At 31.8% G+C, this 16,195-nt stretch carries 14 protein-coding genes and 1 tRNA gene; 5 read left to right on the top strand and 10 right to left on the bottom strand.

The genetic code is table 11. The annotated features are described in order from the left end of the window. Window positions 1-101: 101 nt before the first annotated feature. Entirely contained in the window at window positions 102-1,013 is a 912-nt protein-coding gene (locus ACFS5M_RS01985; RefSeq protein WP_183485047.1) for a metal ABC transporter solute-binding protein, Zn/Mn family, read from the bottom strand. Window positions 1,014-1,019: 6 nt separating this feature from the next. Further along, the gene (locus ACFS5M_RS01980; RefSeq protein ID WP_183485044.1) at window positions 1,020-1,859 is read right to left on the bottom strand and encodes a transporter; all 840 of its coding nucleotides are present in this window, start codon (window positions 1,857-1,859) and stop codon (window positions 1,020-1,022) included. Window positions 1,860-1,953: 94 nt separating this feature from the next. Here ACFS5M_RS01980 and ACFS5M_RS01975 point away from each other — a divergent pair, with 94 nt between their 5' ends. Together ACFS5M_RS01975 and ACFS5M_RS01970 are read left to right on the top strand one after the other, a co-directional pair. Continuing rightward, window positions 1,954-2,613 (top strand): metal-dependent transcriptional regulator, encoded by a 660-nt coding sequence (locus ACFS5M_RS01975; RefSeq protein WP_183485041.1) that lies wholly within the window; start codon window positions 1,954-1,956, stop codon window positions 2,611-2,613. 11 nt (window positions 2,614-2,624) lie between these two features. Beyond that, a complete protein-coding gene (locus ACFS5M_RS01970) occupies window positions 2,625-3,050 on the top strand; it encodes a hypothetical protein (RefSeq protein ID WP_183485038.1) in 426 nt (141 codons plus the stop codon). 117 nt (window positions 3,051-3,167) lie between these two features. Here the strand turns inward: ACFS5M_RS01970 and ACFS5M_RS01965 are convergent, their stop codons facing one another. The 4 genes from ACFS5M_RS01965 to ACFS5M_RS01950 form a co-directional block, all read right to left on the bottom strand. Continuing rightward, window positions 3,168-3,869 carry a metal-dependent transcriptional regulator gene (locus tag ACFS5M_RS01965; protein WP_183485035.1) on the bottom strand — a complete coding sequence of 234 codons (702 nt, stop codon included), beginning with the start codon at window positions 3,867-3,869 and terminating at the stop codon, window positions 3,168-3,170. Between the two features lie 723 nt (window positions 3,870-4,592). Beyond that, the gene (gene feoB / locus ACFS5M_RS01960; RefSeq protein WP_183485032.1) at window positions 4,593-6,689 is read right to left on the bottom strand and encodes a ferrous iron transport protein B; all 2,097 of its coding nucleotides are present in this window, start codon (window positions 6,687-6,689) and stop codon (window positions 4,593-4,595) included. Further along, window positions 6,682-6,918: a FeoA family protein gene (locus ACFS5M_RS01955; protein ID WP_183485029.1), complete on the bottom strand. Its 237-nt coding sequence runs from the start codon at window positions 6,916-6,918 to the stop codon at window positions 6,682-6,684. Before ACFS5M_RS01955 ends, feoB begins: the two co-directional genes overlap by 8 nt. A gap of 75 nt (window positions 6,919-6,993) precedes the next feature. Next, entirely contained in the window at window positions 6,994-7,665 is a 672-nt protein-coding gene (locus ACFS5M_RS01950) for an SCO family protein (RefSeq protein WP_183485025.1), read from the bottom strand. 109 nt (window positions 7,666-7,774) lie between these two features. Here ACFS5M_RS01950 and ACFS5M_RS01945 point away from each other — a divergent pair, with 109 nt between their 5' ends. From ACFS5M_RS01945 to ACFS5M_RS01935, 3 genes are all read left to right on the top strand, one after another. Then, window positions 7,775-9,715, top strand: a complete 1,941-nt coding sequence (locus ACFS5M_RS01945; RefSeq protein WP_183485022.1) for a M1 family aminopeptidase — start codon at window positions 7,775-7,777, stop codon at window positions 9,713-9,715. Window positions 9,716-9,785: 70 nt separating this feature from the next. Then, window positions 9,786-11,117: an RIP metalloprotease RseP gene (gene rseP, locus ACFS5M_RS01940; RefSeq protein WP_183485019.1), complete on the top strand. Its 1,332-nt coding sequence runs from the start codon at window positions 9,786-9,788 to the stop codon at window positions 11,115-11,117. Window positions 11,118-11,187: 70 nt separating this feature from the next. Further along, window positions 11,188-11,261 (top strand) — tRNA-Asn (locus ACFS5M_RS01935). A gap of 78 nt (window positions 11,262-11,339) precedes the next feature. On the opposite strand, the gene ACFS5M_RS01930 is transcribed toward ACFS5M_RS01935, so the two are convergent. The 4 genes from ACFS5M_RS01930 to ACFS5M_RS01915 form a co-directional block, all read right to left on the bottom strand. Continuing rightward, window positions 11,340-12,674, bottom strand: a complete 1,335-nt coding sequence (locus ACFS5M_RS01930) for a hypothetical protein (protein ID WP_183485016.1) — start codon at window positions 12,672-12,674, stop codon at window positions 11,340-11,342. Next, a complete protein-coding gene (locus ACFS5M_RS01925; protein WP_183485013.1) occupies window positions 12,671-13,033 on the bottom strand; it encodes a hypothetical protein in 363 nt (120 codons plus the stop codon). Before ACFS5M_RS01925 ends, ACFS5M_RS01930 begins: the two co-directional genes overlap by 4 nt. A gap of 192 nt (window positions 13,034-13,225) precedes the next feature. Beyond that, window positions 13,226-14,521, bottom strand: coding sequence for a phenylacetate--CoA ligase family protein (locus ACFS5M_RS01920; RefSeq protein WP_183485010.1), 1,296 nt, complete (start codon window positions 14,519-14,521; stop codon window positions 13,226-13,228). Further along, on the bottom strand, window positions 14,518-16,194 hold the full coding sequence (locus ACFS5M_RS01915; RefSeq protein ID WP_183485007.1) for a C45 family autoproteolytic acyltransferase/hydolase: 1,677 nt from the start codon (window positions 16,192-16,194) through the stop codon (window positions 14,518-14,520). The genes ACFS5M_RS01920 and ACFS5M_RS01915 overlap by 4 nt, the downstream gene beginning before the upstream one ends. Between the last annotated feature and the right edge of the window lies 1 nt (window position 16,195).

Here is a 16,195-nt window from a genome sequence, read left to right as displayed (position 1 = left end):
AGGCATTTGTTGAAGCTCTTTTTTGTGTGTTTCGCATTGAATTGCGGAATGACAACTCAAAAAAAGCGACTGCCGAAAGCTGGAAATAGCTTCTAATAATTTTACTTTAAAGCATTTACAATGGTATTCACATTATATTCAAACATGCCAATATACGTGCCTTCAACCGTTCCTGCATTTCCTAAGGCATCAGAATACAATGTGCCTCCAATAACAACTTCGTGTCCTTTAGAATTCACAGCAGCTTGTAAGGCTTCAATAGTACGTTTTGGCACAGAACTTTCTACAAAAATAGCCTTTACTTTTTTATCAATAATAAATGCTGCCAGCTTTTGAACATCTTTTACGCCAGCTTCTGTAGCAGTAGATAAACCTTGTAAACCCACGACTTCAAAACCATAATTTTTACCAAAGTAGTTAAAGGCGTCATGTGCAGTAACTAAGATACGTTTCTCAATAGGAAGTGTATCTATAGTTGTTTTAATTTTCTGTTGAAGACGATCTAACTTTGACAGGTATTCTTTTTCATTTTCAATATAATGCGCAGCATTTTCAGGGTCTTTTTCACTGAGAGTCTGAGTTACTTTTTTAGCAAATTGTTTGAAGTAGGTAATGTTAAACCAAACATGTGGGTCATAATTCGAGGCAAAATATTCTGAACCGATTAATGTGTTTTTATCTATTTCTTCGGCTAAAGCAATGCGTGTTTTAGTTTGGCTTTGCATTTTCTCGAAGACTTCAACTAGTTTTCCTTCCAGATGCAATCCGTTGTAAAAGATAATATCTGCATTTACCAGTTTTGTGACATCACCTTCACTTGCTTTATAAAGGTGAGGGTCTACGCCAGAACCCATTAATCCTTGAACATTGATGTAATTCCCGCCAATGTTAGTTACCAAATCTGTAATCATTGTTGTCGTGGTTACAATATTTAGTTTTCCGTTGTCTTGTTGGGTTTTTTTACAATTTAAAAAGGACAATGTAATTATTAGTATTAGTATCTTTTTTTTCATCTTTAGTTACTGTTTTTTTATAATTCTATAACTTAAACCTAGACCAACAAGTATATCTTGGCCTTTAGTAATGCTTGTTCCTGCGTAAATATCAAATTGTAAATCATTAGACACTAAATAGGTTAGTCCTGCATCCCAATAATGGTTCGCTTTATTGTCTTCAGGGAAATCGCCATATAATTCGGCGTACATTCCAAATTTATCTGAAATACTATAACCATAAGCTAGTGTATATATTGCAGATGCTTCAGGAGAATCATTACCCCATTCACCACCTAAATTATAACCTAGACTAGATTTTTCGCTTAAGGTATGAGACATTGAAAATCTAAAATCTACAGCAGTAGATTCTGGGCGATAATCTTGAGATGCAGTGAATAGCGGAAATATATGTCCGATAAATGCAATCTCTGGCCAGCCGTTTTTTTCTTGAGCAATATCAATTTTAAGACCTAATAACAAAGGAGAAAATCCACTAGTTACATCGTTTAATTTATTGCCATTTATAGTTGTTGTTCCTTCGACAAAATCCCAGCCTAAGCGAAATTCTAAATGGTCTAAAATACCATAACGCAAAAGCGTTGTGTTATAAGTGTAGTTTTCAGATTTTACGTTTTGATCTTCAAAAGCATCATAGAGCACGCCTGTTTCAATTTGAAAAACACCTTTCCCTACAGTTGAAGACGCCTCTGTGGCATCAGGCCTGTCAGTGGTTAGCGGACTTGTAAAAACTTCTGTTTTAGGGTTTGTCATCACTAATTTCGTACTATCCTCTTGAGAAAAGACATTAAGAAAAGTCATTATAGAAAGAGATACAAGAATATGTATTTTGTTTATCAATTTCATTTCATGATATTTTTACAAATATAAATATAAATTTAGACTTGTCTAAAATATTATTTCAATTAAGTTGTATTATATTTGTGTATACTTTTTATTTATGATTACACTAACGGAAGAGAATTATATAAAGGCTATTTATCATTTGGGAAAGCAAGGTGTGGAATTAGTCAATACTAACGCAATCGCTGAAGCTATGCAAACAAAAGCATCATCTGTTACAGACATGATTAAAAAATTGTCTGAAAAAGATTATGCGGTTTATAAAAAATATCAAGGTGTAAATCTTACAGAAAAAGGGCAAAGTGTAGCTATAAATATAATTAGGAGACATCGATTATGGGAAGTGTTTTTAGTTGAAAAACTAAATTTTACTTGGGATCAAGTGCATGAAGTCGCTGAAGATTTAGAGCATATTCGATCAGAAAAACTGATAGATGAGTTAGATGCTTTTTTAGAATATCCAAATTACGATCCTCATGGAGACCCTATTCCAAATAAGGAAGGCGTTTTTAAATATGTAGAGAAAGTCTTATTGTCGCAAGCCATTGAAGGCAAAACATACACCTGTATTGGTGTAAAAGATACATCTACTACTTTTTTAAAATATTTAGACAGTAATGGTATTGGCTTAGGCACAATTATTGAAATCCTGTATAAAGAACCGTATGACAATTCTATAAAGCTACGTCTTGAATCTAAACCTATTGTGGTATCTCATAATGTAGCTAAGAATTTGTTTTTACAAGAATCGAATTAAATTTTAGGAATATGAAGTACATTTTTATCATTGCAAGTTTACTGTTAACGACATTAGTTTGGGCTCAAGATTCTAGTCCAATAGAAAAAGTTGAAACCCCTAGAATTGTATCAAAACTTTATTTTGGAGAGCAATTAAAATTTAATGATATAGAGTTAAAGTTTGTGGATGTGTTACAAGATTCTCGTTGCCCAAAAAATGTGAATTGTATTTGGGCTGGTGAAGTTGTTGTTTTGGTTGATGTTTTTAAAAATGGCAATAAAACAACACAAAAGAAAGTAACATTAAGTCCTAAAAGTCATTTACAAGACTTAACTGGGAATTTATTTTCTTCAGAAGACCTGAGTATTTCTGGTTTTAATATTTTGCCTTACCCAGTTTCTGGCACCAAAACAAAAATAGAAGATTACTATATTCAATTAGATATTAGAAATTAATCGTTTAAACATTTCTCATCTTAGTTCTGTTAGACGCCAAAATCGATTAATTTAAAAGCGTTTTTACCTGAAAACAATTCTCTTATTCATTTTCGTCAGAACCTGTCTTAAAACGCCTTAAAATAGCTTGTAATTTGAATTAGAAATATCTTCTTGTTTTTGATTGATTTCGTTAACATAAATGATGTTGGTAAAACTCTCATTTAAAAGTAGAGTATTATTGTTAATTGAAACCTGAGTCATTTTATTAAACTGAAATTGATTCGTTACCATTATTTTACTGCCTAGCTTTAAACCATAAAGTGCGCAAAAATCAAAAAATTCTTTATCGTCGCTCATTAATCTCGCTATGGTATATGTTTTTCCTTCGATTGAGTCTGATAAAGTTAAAGCATGATTTGAGGTATGTATCTCACCTTTTTCATCAGGAATAGGATCGCCATGAGGATCAAATTTCGGATTCCCTAAATAAGCGTTTATTCTTTTTGCTAAGTCGTCAGAAGTTTGATGTTCTAATACTTCAGCTTCTTGATGAATTTCAAATAAAGACATGTCAAATAATTTATAAAGAAGAGTTTCCCATAAGCGATGTTTACGAATAATATTCAATGCTAGTTTCGTTCCCTTTTCTGTTAGTTGAAGCGGTTGATATTTTTCATAATGCAACACATCACGAGTCGCTAATTTTTTAGCCATGTCTGTTGCAGCAGCATTTGAAATATTTAATTTTTTTGCAATGCTACCAGGTTTGGTGTCGTTTTTTTCATCAACGCCATTTTTATAGATGGCTTTAATAAAATTGTCAATAGATACGGACATAAATCGATGCTTTAAAATATATTTAAGTATGCTTAAAATAATATTCAAATATATTGAAAATAATATTTAATACATATTTTACGCTTGATTTTGTTTAATATGACGTTTTGTAAAATTTAAATTAAATATATATGTAAAATGTATTAAAAAGTTGATAATCAATAATTAGAAGTAATAATAAAAGTTTCTATTTTTTTAAATAAAGTTTAAGCATACGCTCTTTTAATTTTTTTTACTGAAGAATTTTTTTCCTTTTTGGATGTACTGATGCAAATAAATCATCAAGTATTTATTTATATAAATTCACATAAAATACTGATTGTCAGCTTTTAAATACTATTTTATATTATATGTGATATAGTACAGCCATCGCTTTCATGTTTTTAGATTTGGACAAGAAGCTTGAAGAAGACATGCCATAAAATGTCTCAAAAATTTCCAAATACTAATTGATTTAAAGGACGAAAATTGAGCTTATTTTAAGAAATGTTTTATGCTATTGTAAATTAATTTTAGACCTTTTTCGGAGTTTATAAATGAATATTATAAGCGTGTTTTTTAACTCCTTTAGTTGGGTTTTTTAATGGCAACCACAATCGTCTGTACCGCAAGATTTTTTTGATTTATTTTTAAAAAAGAACTTTTTAGCTAAATAAATAATGGCTAATAATATCGCAATAAAAACTAGACTATTTTGAATTATAAAGTTCATAATTATTTTATTTATTTCAATAATTGATAAGCAATTAAAGCTACTATATAAGCAAACGCACTCATAATAATTAATTGTAGCATTGGCCATTTCCAAGTATTAGTTTCTCTTTTAACAATAGCTAATGTACTCATACATTGCATAGCAAAAGCGTAAAAAAGCAATAATGAAATTCCAGAAGCAAAGTTAAATAGTGGTCCGCCTAAAATAGGATTAACTTCACCAGCCATTCTATTTTTAATCGTTTCTTCTTCATCACTACCAACACTATATATTGTTGCGAGTGTACCTACAAACACTTCGCGCGCTGCAAATGAACTTACTATTGCGATACCAATTTTCCAGTCATAACCCAAAGGTCTAATCACTGGTTCAATGGCGCGACCAGTGATGCCAATAAAGGAGTGTTCTAATTTATATGAGGCTATTTTTTGATGTAATTCGTCTTCAGATAAGTTTTGTGTTGCGTATTCAGTTTTTATAATTTCTTCGGCATTATTAAAATCATTTCCTGGTCCATAAGATGCTAAAAACCAAAGCACAATAGATATGGCTAAAATGATTTTTCCAGCACCAAAAATAAAAGACTTGGTTTTTTCAATAACAGTAAGCATTACATTTTTAATCAGAGGAAGCTTATAATTCGGCATTTCTACAACAAAAAATGTTTTGCTTTTAATTTTCAATATTTTGTTTAAAATGTATGCCGAAACAATAGCAGCGCTAAATCCTATTAAATATAAAAGCATAAGCGTTAATGCTTGATAGCTTAAGCCAATAAATCGTCCTTCTGGGATGACTAAAGAAATAATAATTAAATACACTGGCAATCGTGCAGAGCAGGTTGTAAAAGGCGTTACTAGAATGGTAATTAAACGTTCTTTCCAGCTTTCAATATTTCGTGTGGCCATAATCGCCGGAATAGCACAAGCAGTACCAGATATTAGAGGTACGACACTTTTTCCACTTAAACCAAAACGCCGCATAATTCGATCCATTAAAAAGACCACACGACTCATGTAACCACTTTCTTCGAGTACTGCAATGAATAAGAATAGAAAAGCAATTTGTGGAATAAAAATAACAATACCACCTAAGCCAGGAATTATACCTTCAGCAATTAAATTCGTAAAGGCGCCACTAGGAAGCGTGTTTTTTGTCCATTCACTTAATGATGCAAAAGCCGAATCAATTAAATCCATCGGAACGCTAGACCAATCATAAATGGCTTGAAAAATAGTAAGTAAAATAAGTCCAAAAATAAGATAACCCCAAACTTTATGTGTGAGAACTCTATCAAATTTAGAGCGCAAATCCTTAGCTTGAGTTACATCAATAGTTTGTCCTTTTTTCAAAACATTATTAATAAATTGATAACGTTTTATGGTCTCTTTTTGCTGAAGTCTTTTAAGATCACTTTCAGATTTGGTCTTGAAGCTAGCAATATCAATTTCTTTTCTATTTGTTTTACCGAAGTTTACATCTTGAGTAATAACCAGCCATAGTTTGTATAATAATTGATTAGGAAATGCTTTTCTTAATCGGTCAAAATATTCTGGGTCTATTTCAGATGCATGTAAACATGCTTCAACAGATAAGTCTTTATAATTTGAGATAAGCTGCTTAAGATTCTCTATACCTTGATTTTTACGAGTACTTATAAGCGCAATTTTAGTCTCTAACTGTGTTTCTAAATAATCTATATCTAATGAAATGCCTTTATAGCGCATTCGGTCTGCCATATTAATCACCAGAATACAAGGAATTTCTAAATCTTTTATTTGTGTGAATAAAAGAAGGTTTCGTTTTAAATTTTCGACATCACTAACGACAATAGCAACATCTGGATAATCTTTATCATTTTTATTTAAAAGCAATTCAATGACAACATTTTCGTCTAAAGATGATGCGTTTAAACTGTAGGTGCCTGGCAAATCTATAATATGAGCTTTCACGCCACGAGGGAGTTTGCAAATTCCTTCTTTTTTCTCAACCGTTATTCCAGGATAGTTACCTACTTTTTGATTTAAGCCAGTAAGAGCATTAAAAACAGAGGTTTTCCCAGTATTTGGGTTTCCAATAAGCGCAACATTTATTTGTTTACTCATGGATTATTTTTTCAATGATTATATGAATAGCGGTTTCTTTCCTTATAGCTAAATGTGTCCCATTAACATTTAAATACATAGGATCTTGAAAAGGTGCGACTTGTAAAAGCTGAACAGTATTACCAGGAAGGCAACCCATTTCCAATAGTTTTAGAGGAATGTGTTCTGAAGATACATCAGTAATGATACCTTGTTCTCCACGTTTAAGATGTGCGATTGTAACTTGCAAGCTTATTTAGATTGATTTTAAAGAAGCAAAAATAAGACAAAAGAAGTTGCAAAAAAAAAAATGTAGTAGAATAAACTATTTATATTCTTTTTTTAAGGTTTTTATGTCCTCTATTAATTGTGATATGGCTTCAGGATTTGTGCCATCATAAAATCCTCTGATTTGGCGTTTTTTGTCAATAAGCATAAAGTTTTCGGTATGAATCATATCGTATTCATCTCCACTTCCAGAGGTTTTTACTGCAAGATAACTTTTCCTTGCAAGCTCATAAATTTGTTTTTTATCGCCTGTTACTAAATTCCATTTTGCATCGTTAACCCCTTTTTTTAAGGCATATTTTTTTAACTGTGCAACACTATCAATTTTAGGTGTAACAGTATGAGAGAGTAGCATAACGTCATCATCATTAATAATTTCTTTTTGGATTTGATACATGTGATCTGTCATTATTGGACAAATTGTTTGGCAGGTTGTAAAAAAGAAATCAGCCACATAGATTTTATTTTTGTACACTTCTTGAGTAATGGCTTTTCCATTTTGATTTATAAGATTGAAATCAGCTATTTTGTGATATTTCTTTTGATGCTGAATAGTGCTGTCAACCAATTCAATATTTACTGAAGCAGGTTGATAAATAGGCAGCGGTTTGTCGACTTTTAAAATGTTGTAGAAAACAGAAATGATAATAATAGAAAGGATGCCTAAAACAATTCCGAAATATTTATAGTCTTTAAAAAAAGAAAGCATGCTATAGTTTTGATGCAAAAATACAACTTAATTCATGTTTTTTAAGTTATAAATGTTACTTAGTTATAAAAATATTTCACGTAATTTTAATGGATTAAAAATCATGAATATGAAAACGTATTTACTTTTTATAGGTGTCCTTTTCAGCAGCTTAACATTTTCTCAATCTTTTGATGAAGATTTAAATACAGTAATTGAAGCAGAAGCTAAATCTGCTTCTAATCGTATATACAATAGCTATGTTAATTTAAATACTGGAAATTATGATGTGAAATATCATAAATTAGAACTAACTATAGACCCAAGTATTTCTGGTATTAATGGAGTCGTGACCACGCACTTTGAAGCCAAAGAGGAGATGTCACAAGTCACTTTCGAGCTAACAGACAATATGGTTGTATCTCAGGTTATGCAAAGTGGAAATGCACTAATGTTTACTCAAAATACAGATGATGAATTGGTAATCACTTTATTTGAAACCCTAAATCAAGGCGAAACAGGAATTGTTGAAATTACTTATTCAGGAGACCCTATAAGTTCAGGGTTTGGTTCTTATGAACAAACAACACATAGTGGTGCGCCAATCATCTGGACGCTTTCTGAGCCATACGGAGCCAAAGGTTGGTGGCCTTGTAAGCAAGATTTAAATGATAAAATTGATAGTATTGATGTGTTTATTACTACACCTCAGTTTAATGACTCAAATGAGGAATATATTGCTGTAAGTAATGGAGTAGAGCAAAGTCAGACCATAAACGGAGCAAATAAAACCACACATTATAGGCACGAATTTCCTATCCCAGCGTATTTAGTGGCTATCGCAGCCACAAATTATGAAGTCTATACACATACAGTTCCCAATGATGGAAACCCTTTTGAAATTGTGAATTATGTGTATCCAGAAAATCTTACTTCTGCTCAATCAAGTACAGAAATAACTGTTGATATTATGGAGTTGTTTTCAACTAAATTTGAAGAATACCCTTATGCAAGTGAAAAATATGGTCATGCTCAATTTGGTTGGGGAGGAGGAATGGAGCATACAACGGTTTCTTTTATGGGGAGTTTTGGAAGGAATTTGATTGCTCATGAATTAGCTCATCAGTGGTTTGGCGATAAAATCACATGTGGAAGCTGGAAAGACATTTGGTTAAATGAAGGTTTTGCCACTTATTTATCTGGATTAGTCATTGAAGATTTTGATGGAAACACGAACTTTACTGGATGGAAGCAAAGCAGAATTAATTCGATTACTTCTCAGCCAGATGGCGCAGTTTATTTATCTGATTCAGACACGACAAGCGTAGGCAGGATTTTTAGTAGTCGTTTGAGTTATAATAAAGGCGCTATGGTACTACATATGTTGCGAAAAAAATTAGGCGATGCAAATTTTTATCAAGGCATGCAAGATTATTTAAGTGACCCAAACTTAGCTTTTAATTATGCCAAGACACCAGATTATAAAGCAAAAATGGAAGCTGTTTATGGAGAAGATTTAACTGAATTTTTTAGCGATTGGATTTATAACGAAGGTTATCCAAGCTATTCTGTATTATGGCACCAACCCACCACAAGTACTGTTTATATTGAATTATCTCAAACTCAAAGCGACCCTTCTGTTTCATTTTTTGAAGCACCAGTACCTATTCGACTTATTGGAACAATGGGCGAATCTTTAGACTTAGTATTAGAAAATATCTCTAATGCTGAAGGCTTTCTAAGGCCTGTAGATTTTACTGTTGCCGATGTTTTATTTGATCCAGAAAGTGATTTAATCTCAAAAGATAATATGGTAACATTAAGTCGAGATGATTTGGAATTAGATAATAACTTAGGGATTTACCCAAACCCAACATCAAATCACATTAGTATTAACAAGCATGAAAGCTTAATTATTGATGACATAAAAATTCATAATACATTGGGTCAACTATTATATCAATCGACATGGTCTCCCATTATCGACATGACTCCATTTTCAACAGGATTACTTTTTGTTCGTTTTCAAACTAATAAGGGTGTGATTAATAAAACTGTGCTAAAACAATAGTAATAAACATTATTGTTTTCTAAATGATGTTAAAACACTACTTTTGCATGTTATAAACAAAACATAGTACATGACTGTATTCTTAATTAAAGCAGCTCAATTATTTTTGAGCTTATCTATATTAGTTGTTCTTCACGAACTAGGCCATTTTATACCTGCAAAACTATTCAAAACCAAAGTAGAAAAATTCTATTTATTTTTTGATATCAAGTTTTCTTTATTCAAGAAAAAAATAGGAGAAACTGTTTATGGTATTGGCTGGTTGCCTCTTGGAGGTTATGTTAAAATCGCAGGAATGATTGATGAAAGCATGGATAAAGAACAAATGGCTAAACCACCACAACCATGGGAATTTCGTTCTAAACCAACATGGCAGCGATTAATTATTATGCTTGGTGGTGTTTTCATGAATTTTGTTTTAGCATTCTTTTTATTTATGGTGTTGTTGTTTAATTGGGGAACAACCTATATTACAAAAGATGATGTTAAATATGGATATGGTGTAACTAAAACCATGGAGAATTATGGTTTTCAACAAGGGGATAAAATTATTTCTGTTGATGGTCAGCCTTTAGGCGAACTTACCGAGAACATTAATAAATATTTAATGTTTAGAACAGTAAATACCATAAAAGTAGAACATACTAATGGGACTATTGAAGACCTAAATATTCCAGAAGATATAGGAACTCAGTTATTTGAAGCAGGTGATTTACCTGGTTTAGATCCTCGTCATCCATTTCAAATAGACTCTATAGTACCAGACTCTCCAGCAGCTAAATCAGGATTAAAGCCTTTAGATAAAGTTGTCGCTATTAATGCAAAACAGATTACTTATTTCTCTGATTTTGTTTACAACTTAAAGCATAGTACAGAAGCTAATATTGTTTTACAGGTAGAGCGCAATAACGAAATTAAAGAAGTAACCATAACACCAGATGAGGATAAAAAAATAGGTGTCATTTCTTCATCTACAGACCCAGATTATATAAAACGAAATCATAAAACATACACGCTTTCTGAAAGTATTTCTGGAGGAATGAGCCATGGATATTGGGAAATTAAAGATTATTTGGCGCAGTTTAAGTATATCTTTACTAAAAAAGGAGCATCACAAATAGGCGGTTTTGCAGCTATTGGTCAAATGTTTCCAGCGCAATGGAACTGGCAAGCCTTTTGGTATTTAACAGCATTTTTATCGATAATGCTAGGCGTTTTAAATTTATTGCCAATTCCTGCATTAGATGGAGGTCATGTTATGTTTTTATTATATGAAATGATTTCAGGAAGAAAACCAGGAGATAAGTTTATGGAATATGCTCAAATGGTAGGCTTTTTCATTCTTATAGCCTTAGTGCTTTTTGCGAATGGAAATGATATTTTTAAAGCGATATTTGGATAAATATTTTTTTAAAAATATTTGTTGCAATTAAAAAATAACATATATTTGCGCTCGCAAAAGCGATTAACACTCCTCCTTAGCTCAGTTGGTTAGAGCATCTGACTGTTAATCAGAGGGTCCTTAGTTCGAGCCTAAGAGGAGGAGCAAGTTAAAACAAGCCACTAGAAATAGTGGCTTTTTTTATGTATTGAATTCGTTTGAGAATTCGATTAAATATGTTGTTCAATTCGATTCTCCTCGAATTAATTTTAAATCTTCTTCTTTTAAATCGTCCGTATCTGGCGTTCCAAAGCCAAAATTAAGTCCAAGAAATGAAACTAAAGTATTTTGATTACTTACTACATTTTCAAAACGATTACCTAGGCTATAAGAGATATTAATTTGACCTCTTAAATTATAACTAAAAGTACCAATATATTGAAAATCGGAATTGGATTCTTTTCTAAATAACGGATTGTTGTTGATGTCAACTCCAGATGGAATTTCAGAGCTGCTTTTACGACCAATGGCTTCAAATTGAATTGAAAACTTTCTAAATTCACCAACTAAAGAAATTCCATAATCAAAATTATTTCTAAAAAACTTAGAATCTTCAAAGTAATGTTCATAAAATTCTAAATTATACCATTCATATTTAAATACCGCAAGTACCTTTAAAAACTCAAGTTTGTTTTTGAATTTGTATGTTGGAGTTATCCAAATGGCTTGCTTTGGAATAAAGGAGAACTCAAATGTATTTGTTGGAAAACTTAAAAAGTTTGAATAGGCAATATCTATAGATAGACCATAACGATATTGCATGTAATTCATAAAGTCTAGATATAATGCTTCTCCTAACAATTCAGTATCAATAATGTTCATAAATGCTTGAAGAAAGGTATCATTATCGCTACTGTCATAAGTGATTTGACTTCCTTTTTCTTGTAAGCGTATTAATAATTCATCTATTTCTTTTTGGGTTGAATTTGGGTAATATGTTTTTATAAAACTGGCAATGACATCTTTGGTTTTTGTCCAAAAATCATTAAATGTTGATTCTGTAAATGAGTAAGGTACGATTTGAGCACCAATTGATGCTTGTGCTTTTTGATTCGTTCTTAGGTTATTTAACCTGTCTTCAATAGCTTGTTTATCGCTATTGTTATAAAAATGAAATGATGTTCTTAAACCTAAACCAACCGCATTTGTTCTTGTGCTATCTCCTAAAAAAAAATTCTGACTAGATGCGATTGAAAATGAAGTGTTTCGTATCAATTGGTCTGTCACCTTTTTAGGATATAAGTATTCAGAAATTGTCAAACCATGGTTTTTAGTCCAATAAGGTGTGAATTCCATGGCAAATTCATCTGGTATTGAAACCGAATTCTCGCTAACGAAGTTTGAATACAAAGTTGTTTCTAAAGCTTCGTAAGATTTTGGCGCAAGAATAGCATTAGGTTGTAATTCTAAAATACTAGCTGCAGGCGAAGAGGGAGTTTGAAGCGAATTAAGCTTGTCTTGCGCATGAGAGTTAAAACCGACTAAAATGAAGATTGTAATAAAAAGTAGAGGTCTCATGGCTTTAAGAATTTTAAAAAAATTAATACATAAGGTCTAACTTCTTCAGATTTTGGATTGTTATGAGAAACAATTAGTTGGTTGTTAACTTTATAGTGAATTTCGATTTCATCTTCTTGAGGAATCAAATTAATTATATCAGAGAAAATAAAAGTAGGCTCATCTTGCAAATCTTTAGCCTTGCCTAAACTTACACTCCCTTCATCTTCTAAAAGTGGATCAGATTCTGGTGGTACATTAGGCAGATTAATAGCTGTACTAATAATGTTTCCGTCTGAAATAAGTTCTACTGAAAAAATGACTTCTTCATCACCTTCAATAGTTACCGAAATATCTTTATAGGAATAGATTTTACGCATAAGGCTTGGTTTTAAATTAATATGCACTAGGTTTAGTGGCTAATCATAAAGATGATAACCGCATTAATCTATTAATTAGAAAACAGGGAAGAATTATACGTATAAAGATACGTTAAAAATTTAAGTTTACTTTATTCTTTATTGAATCCTAGATTAAAAAAAGAATAAAGATGAATAAGTAAGTCTAATTTTTTATTCTGTTTTTCTCTTATCAATTACGTTAATAGGTTTTCTACTCATGATTGGAAATTGTATTTTTTGAATTACTTTCTTGTCATGAAACTCAATTTTTGGAGCTACACGAAGTTTTGCTCTAAAATGGTCTTTTATACGTAATAATAATTTTTCTGTAGGTGTTGTTGCAGCAATTTTAATAAGAATTTCATCAGTTCCAATACTGTTTTTAGAGATTTCAATGATATAAAGCTCAACCTCATTAAAATCATTTAGAATATTATTCATTGCTGGTGGATACAACGTTGTGCCTTTATATTTTATCATTTGTTTTTTTCGCCCTACAACTGGTCCTAAACGTAAGGTGTTACGACCACAACTACACTTATCGCGATGCGCTTTTACCATGTCACCAGTTTTAAAACGTAATAGAGGCATCCCTTCAACACCAAGAGTGGTAATTGTTAATTCACCAACATCACCATCAGGAATAGGATTATTCTGATCGTCTAAAATTTCAACAATAATCAACTCAGGATGATGATGTCCGCCTTGTTGTGCTTCACATTCAGTAAATGCAGTATTCATTTCTGTAGAAGCGTAAGTAGAAAATAATTCAATATTCCACTTAGATTTTATCTTTTGGGATAATGTATTCAACGAAAAATCCTGTTCTCGTAAAGGTTCACCAATACAAATAGCGCCTTTAACTCCAGAGGTATTTATATCAATATTATGTTGTTCAGCATATTCTATTAGCTTCAATAAAAATGAAGGCACAGCAATTAAATAACTTGGCTTAAACTTTAATATAGAATCCCATTGTAATTCAGGAATTCCAGCACCAACACGAATAATTCCGGCGCCTAATTTTCTAACTCCAAGAAAATAGGCCAATCCAGCCATAAATCGTCGGTCTATGGTTGTCATGAGTTGTAACACATCATCTTCTTTTACACCAGCACAAGCAAAAGAAATAGCTTCATTATAGGCTAAGCGCTCTAGATCATTATCTGTTAATGCAAAAGTTACAGGGTCGCCTAAGGTGCCAGAAGTGGTCACATAATCAATAATTTTATTTTTCGGAACACATAAAAAATCATCATTATATTGTTGTAACTGATCTTTAGTTGTGGTAGGAATTTTAGTTAAATCTTCAATAGATTTAATCGTATTAATATCAATATGATGCTCAGTAAACACACGTTTATAATATGTTGAATGCTGATTTAAATACGTTAATAATTCGCGTAGTTTTTCCTCTTGAAATGTTTTTATATCTTGAGTTGATGCGTGTTCTATTTTAGGAATCATAAATTTAATTTCCTTTTTAATTTTTTAATATACGAATTGATTTCGCGTTGATCGGGAACGGTTGTAATTTCTTTCGTGTTTGCCGTTTCAAAAGCGTTTAAAGCTGCAGTATAATAGCCTTTTTCAAAATAGTATTTACCAACTAAATAGTAAACTTCCCAATAGTCAGGATTCAATTTTTGGATTTCTGAAATCGTTATTGGAATCAGATGTGTGTCATTACTTATCGCATCTTGAAGTGTTCGACTTAGTATACGATAGGTTTCATAATCTTGATAAGCTTGTGAGTATTTAAAATCATCAGCTTCAATAGTGAGCTGTGGTTTGGAGAGATTTGTTTTTGAAGCAGAGTCTTTAAAAACATCATCTAAATCATAAGCTACGAATTCTCCTAATTGATAAGGGTTTGAGGACACCCAAACTTGGTGTTCTTCAGGTTTAAAGACAATACCATGATGTGCTCTTAATTGGTTTAGTGCTTTTTCATTACCATAACCAATGGCTTTGTCATTTAACCCTTCCTTGTTTCTTAAGATATCTACTGCGCCTTGAACGGTTAATTTTTCAGAGGCTGCAATCAACTCTTCCATGCGTTCATAACGATATTGCGAATGACTTTCGGCTTTATGTTTTATATTGTTTTCATCATCTGCATAAGCCTCACTTTGAAAGTGATTGGAGCAAATGAGTTGATTTGTATTTTCAACTTCATAAACACCGAAATTCTTAGGAGACACTTCAATTGTAATTGCTTTTTTGTCTAGAGCGCTTCCAATAAAAATGGATTCAGACACAAAAACCTGTCGTTTTTTAGCAATGGCAATGGCCTCATCAATAGTAGAAGCATATTGTAAAATTTCACGTGTTAAAATGGAAATAGGTGTTTTGGCAATGAATGGGATTTTAGATTTTCCAGCATTTATAGTTACGGTTAATCCGTGTTCATTCATACCAGAAACCACACCAACCATTCCTGCCCAAGTGACTGACATAAATTTGTAACCTTCGGTTGGATTCACAAAAGCAATGATTTTATTTTTCGCAAAATCATCTCCAGCATAGAAGTCAAAATTACGACCAATAAGAAGTTGACCATCTTCGGTTTTATTTCCCCAAGCAGCAAATGAAGAACACCCAACTAAAGCTAAATCTTGTAAAGCATGACCAATATCATGAGCACCATGAAGGTATAAGACACGCAGATAATTTTCGGCGATATGGTTGTAATCGTTTGAAGCATATTTTGAGAGCCCATAAATTTCTGCCTTGTATTCTTCAGGAATATGTAAATACATTTTCCGATTATAAAAGGCTAAAACTTTTCGGAGTAAATACTGCTTAAATTTTGAAGGGACTAATTCATCCACTTTACTCAAAAAAGCATGTTCTTGAGTTTTGAATAATTCTTGAGTTAGAAGCCCTGTGTTTAATCCGAGTTGATACGGATTGCCTTCAACATATAATTCATAAGCGCCATATTTATTTTTTGAAAAACTATTTGTTCCTGAAGTAAAGGTTGAATCGTTAATGGTTATTCTTTCAGAAATAGAGGCATCATAAGTGCTTACATCTGGAATATCATTTATAGATTTTGATATGCCACAAGAGGATAATACTAAAAAAAGTATAAGGATATAAAAGTGCTGTTTTAGGAAAGACCAATTTAATATCATA

Origin of the sequence: Lacinutrix iliipiscaria (assembly GCF_042686125.1) — a bacterium.
GTDB classification, from domain to species: domain Bacteria; phylum Bacteroidota; class Bacteroidia; order Flavobacteriales; family Flavobacteriaceae; genus Oceanihabitans; species Oceanihabitans iliipiscarium.
This window is presented reverse-complemented; position numbering and strand designations above follow the sequence as displayed.

Excerpts from the sequence above, each read along its gene's own strand:
- ACFS5M_RS01970 (WP_183485038.1), top strand. The coding sequence starts at position 2,625 with ATGAAGTACATTTTTATCATTGCAAGTTTACTGTTAACGACATTAGTT.
- ACFS5M_RS01980 (WP_183485044.1), bottom strand. The coding sequence starts at position 1,859 with ATGAAATTGATAAACAAAATACATATTCTTGTATCTCTTTCTATAATG.
- ACFS5M_RS01915 (WP_183485007.1), bottom strand. The coding sequence starts at position 16,194 with ATGATATTAAATTGGTCTTTCCTAAAACAGCACTTTTATATCCTTATA.
- ACFS5M_RS01945 (WP_183485022.1), top strand. The coding sequence starts at position 7,775 with ATGAAAACGTATTTACTTTTTATAGGTGTCCTTTTCAGCAGCTTAACA.
- feoB (WP_183485032.1), bottom strand. The coding sequence starts at position 6,689 with ATGAGTAAACAAATAAATGTTGCGCTTATTGGAAACCCAAATACTGGG.
- ACFS5M_RS01925 (WP_183485013.1), bottom strand. The coding sequence starts at position 13,033 with ATGCGTAAAATCTATTCCTATAAAGATATTTCGGTAACTATTGAAGGT.
- ACFS5M_RS01930 (WP_183485016.1), bottom strand. The coding sequence starts at position 12,674 with ATGAGACCTCTACTTTTTATTACAATCTTCATTTTAGTCGGTTTTAAC.
- rseP (WP_183485019.1), top strand. The coding sequence starts at position 9,786 with ATGACTGTATTCTTAATTAAAGCAGCTCAATTATTTTTGAGCTTATCT.
- ACFS5M_RS01950 (WP_183485025.1), bottom strand. The coding sequence starts at position 7,665 with ATGCTTTCTTTTTTTAAAGACTATAAATATTTCGGAATTGTTTTAGGC.
- ACFS5M_RS01965 (WP_183485035.1), bottom strand. The coding sequence starts at position 3,869 with ATGTCCGTATCTATTGACAATTTTATTAAAGCCATCTATAAAAATGGC.
- ACFS5M_RS01920 (WP_183485010.1), bottom strand. The coding sequence starts at position 14,521 with ATGATTCCTAAAATAGAACACGCATCAACTCAAGATATAAAAACATTT.
- ACFS5M_RS01975 (WP_183485041.1), top strand. The coding sequence starts at position 1,954 with ATGATTACACTAACGGAAGAGAATTATATAAAGGCTATTTATCATTTG.
- ACFS5M_RS01985 (WP_183485047.1), bottom strand. The coding sequence starts at position 1,013 with ATGAAAAAAAAGATACTAATACTAATAATTACATTGTCCTTTTTAAAT.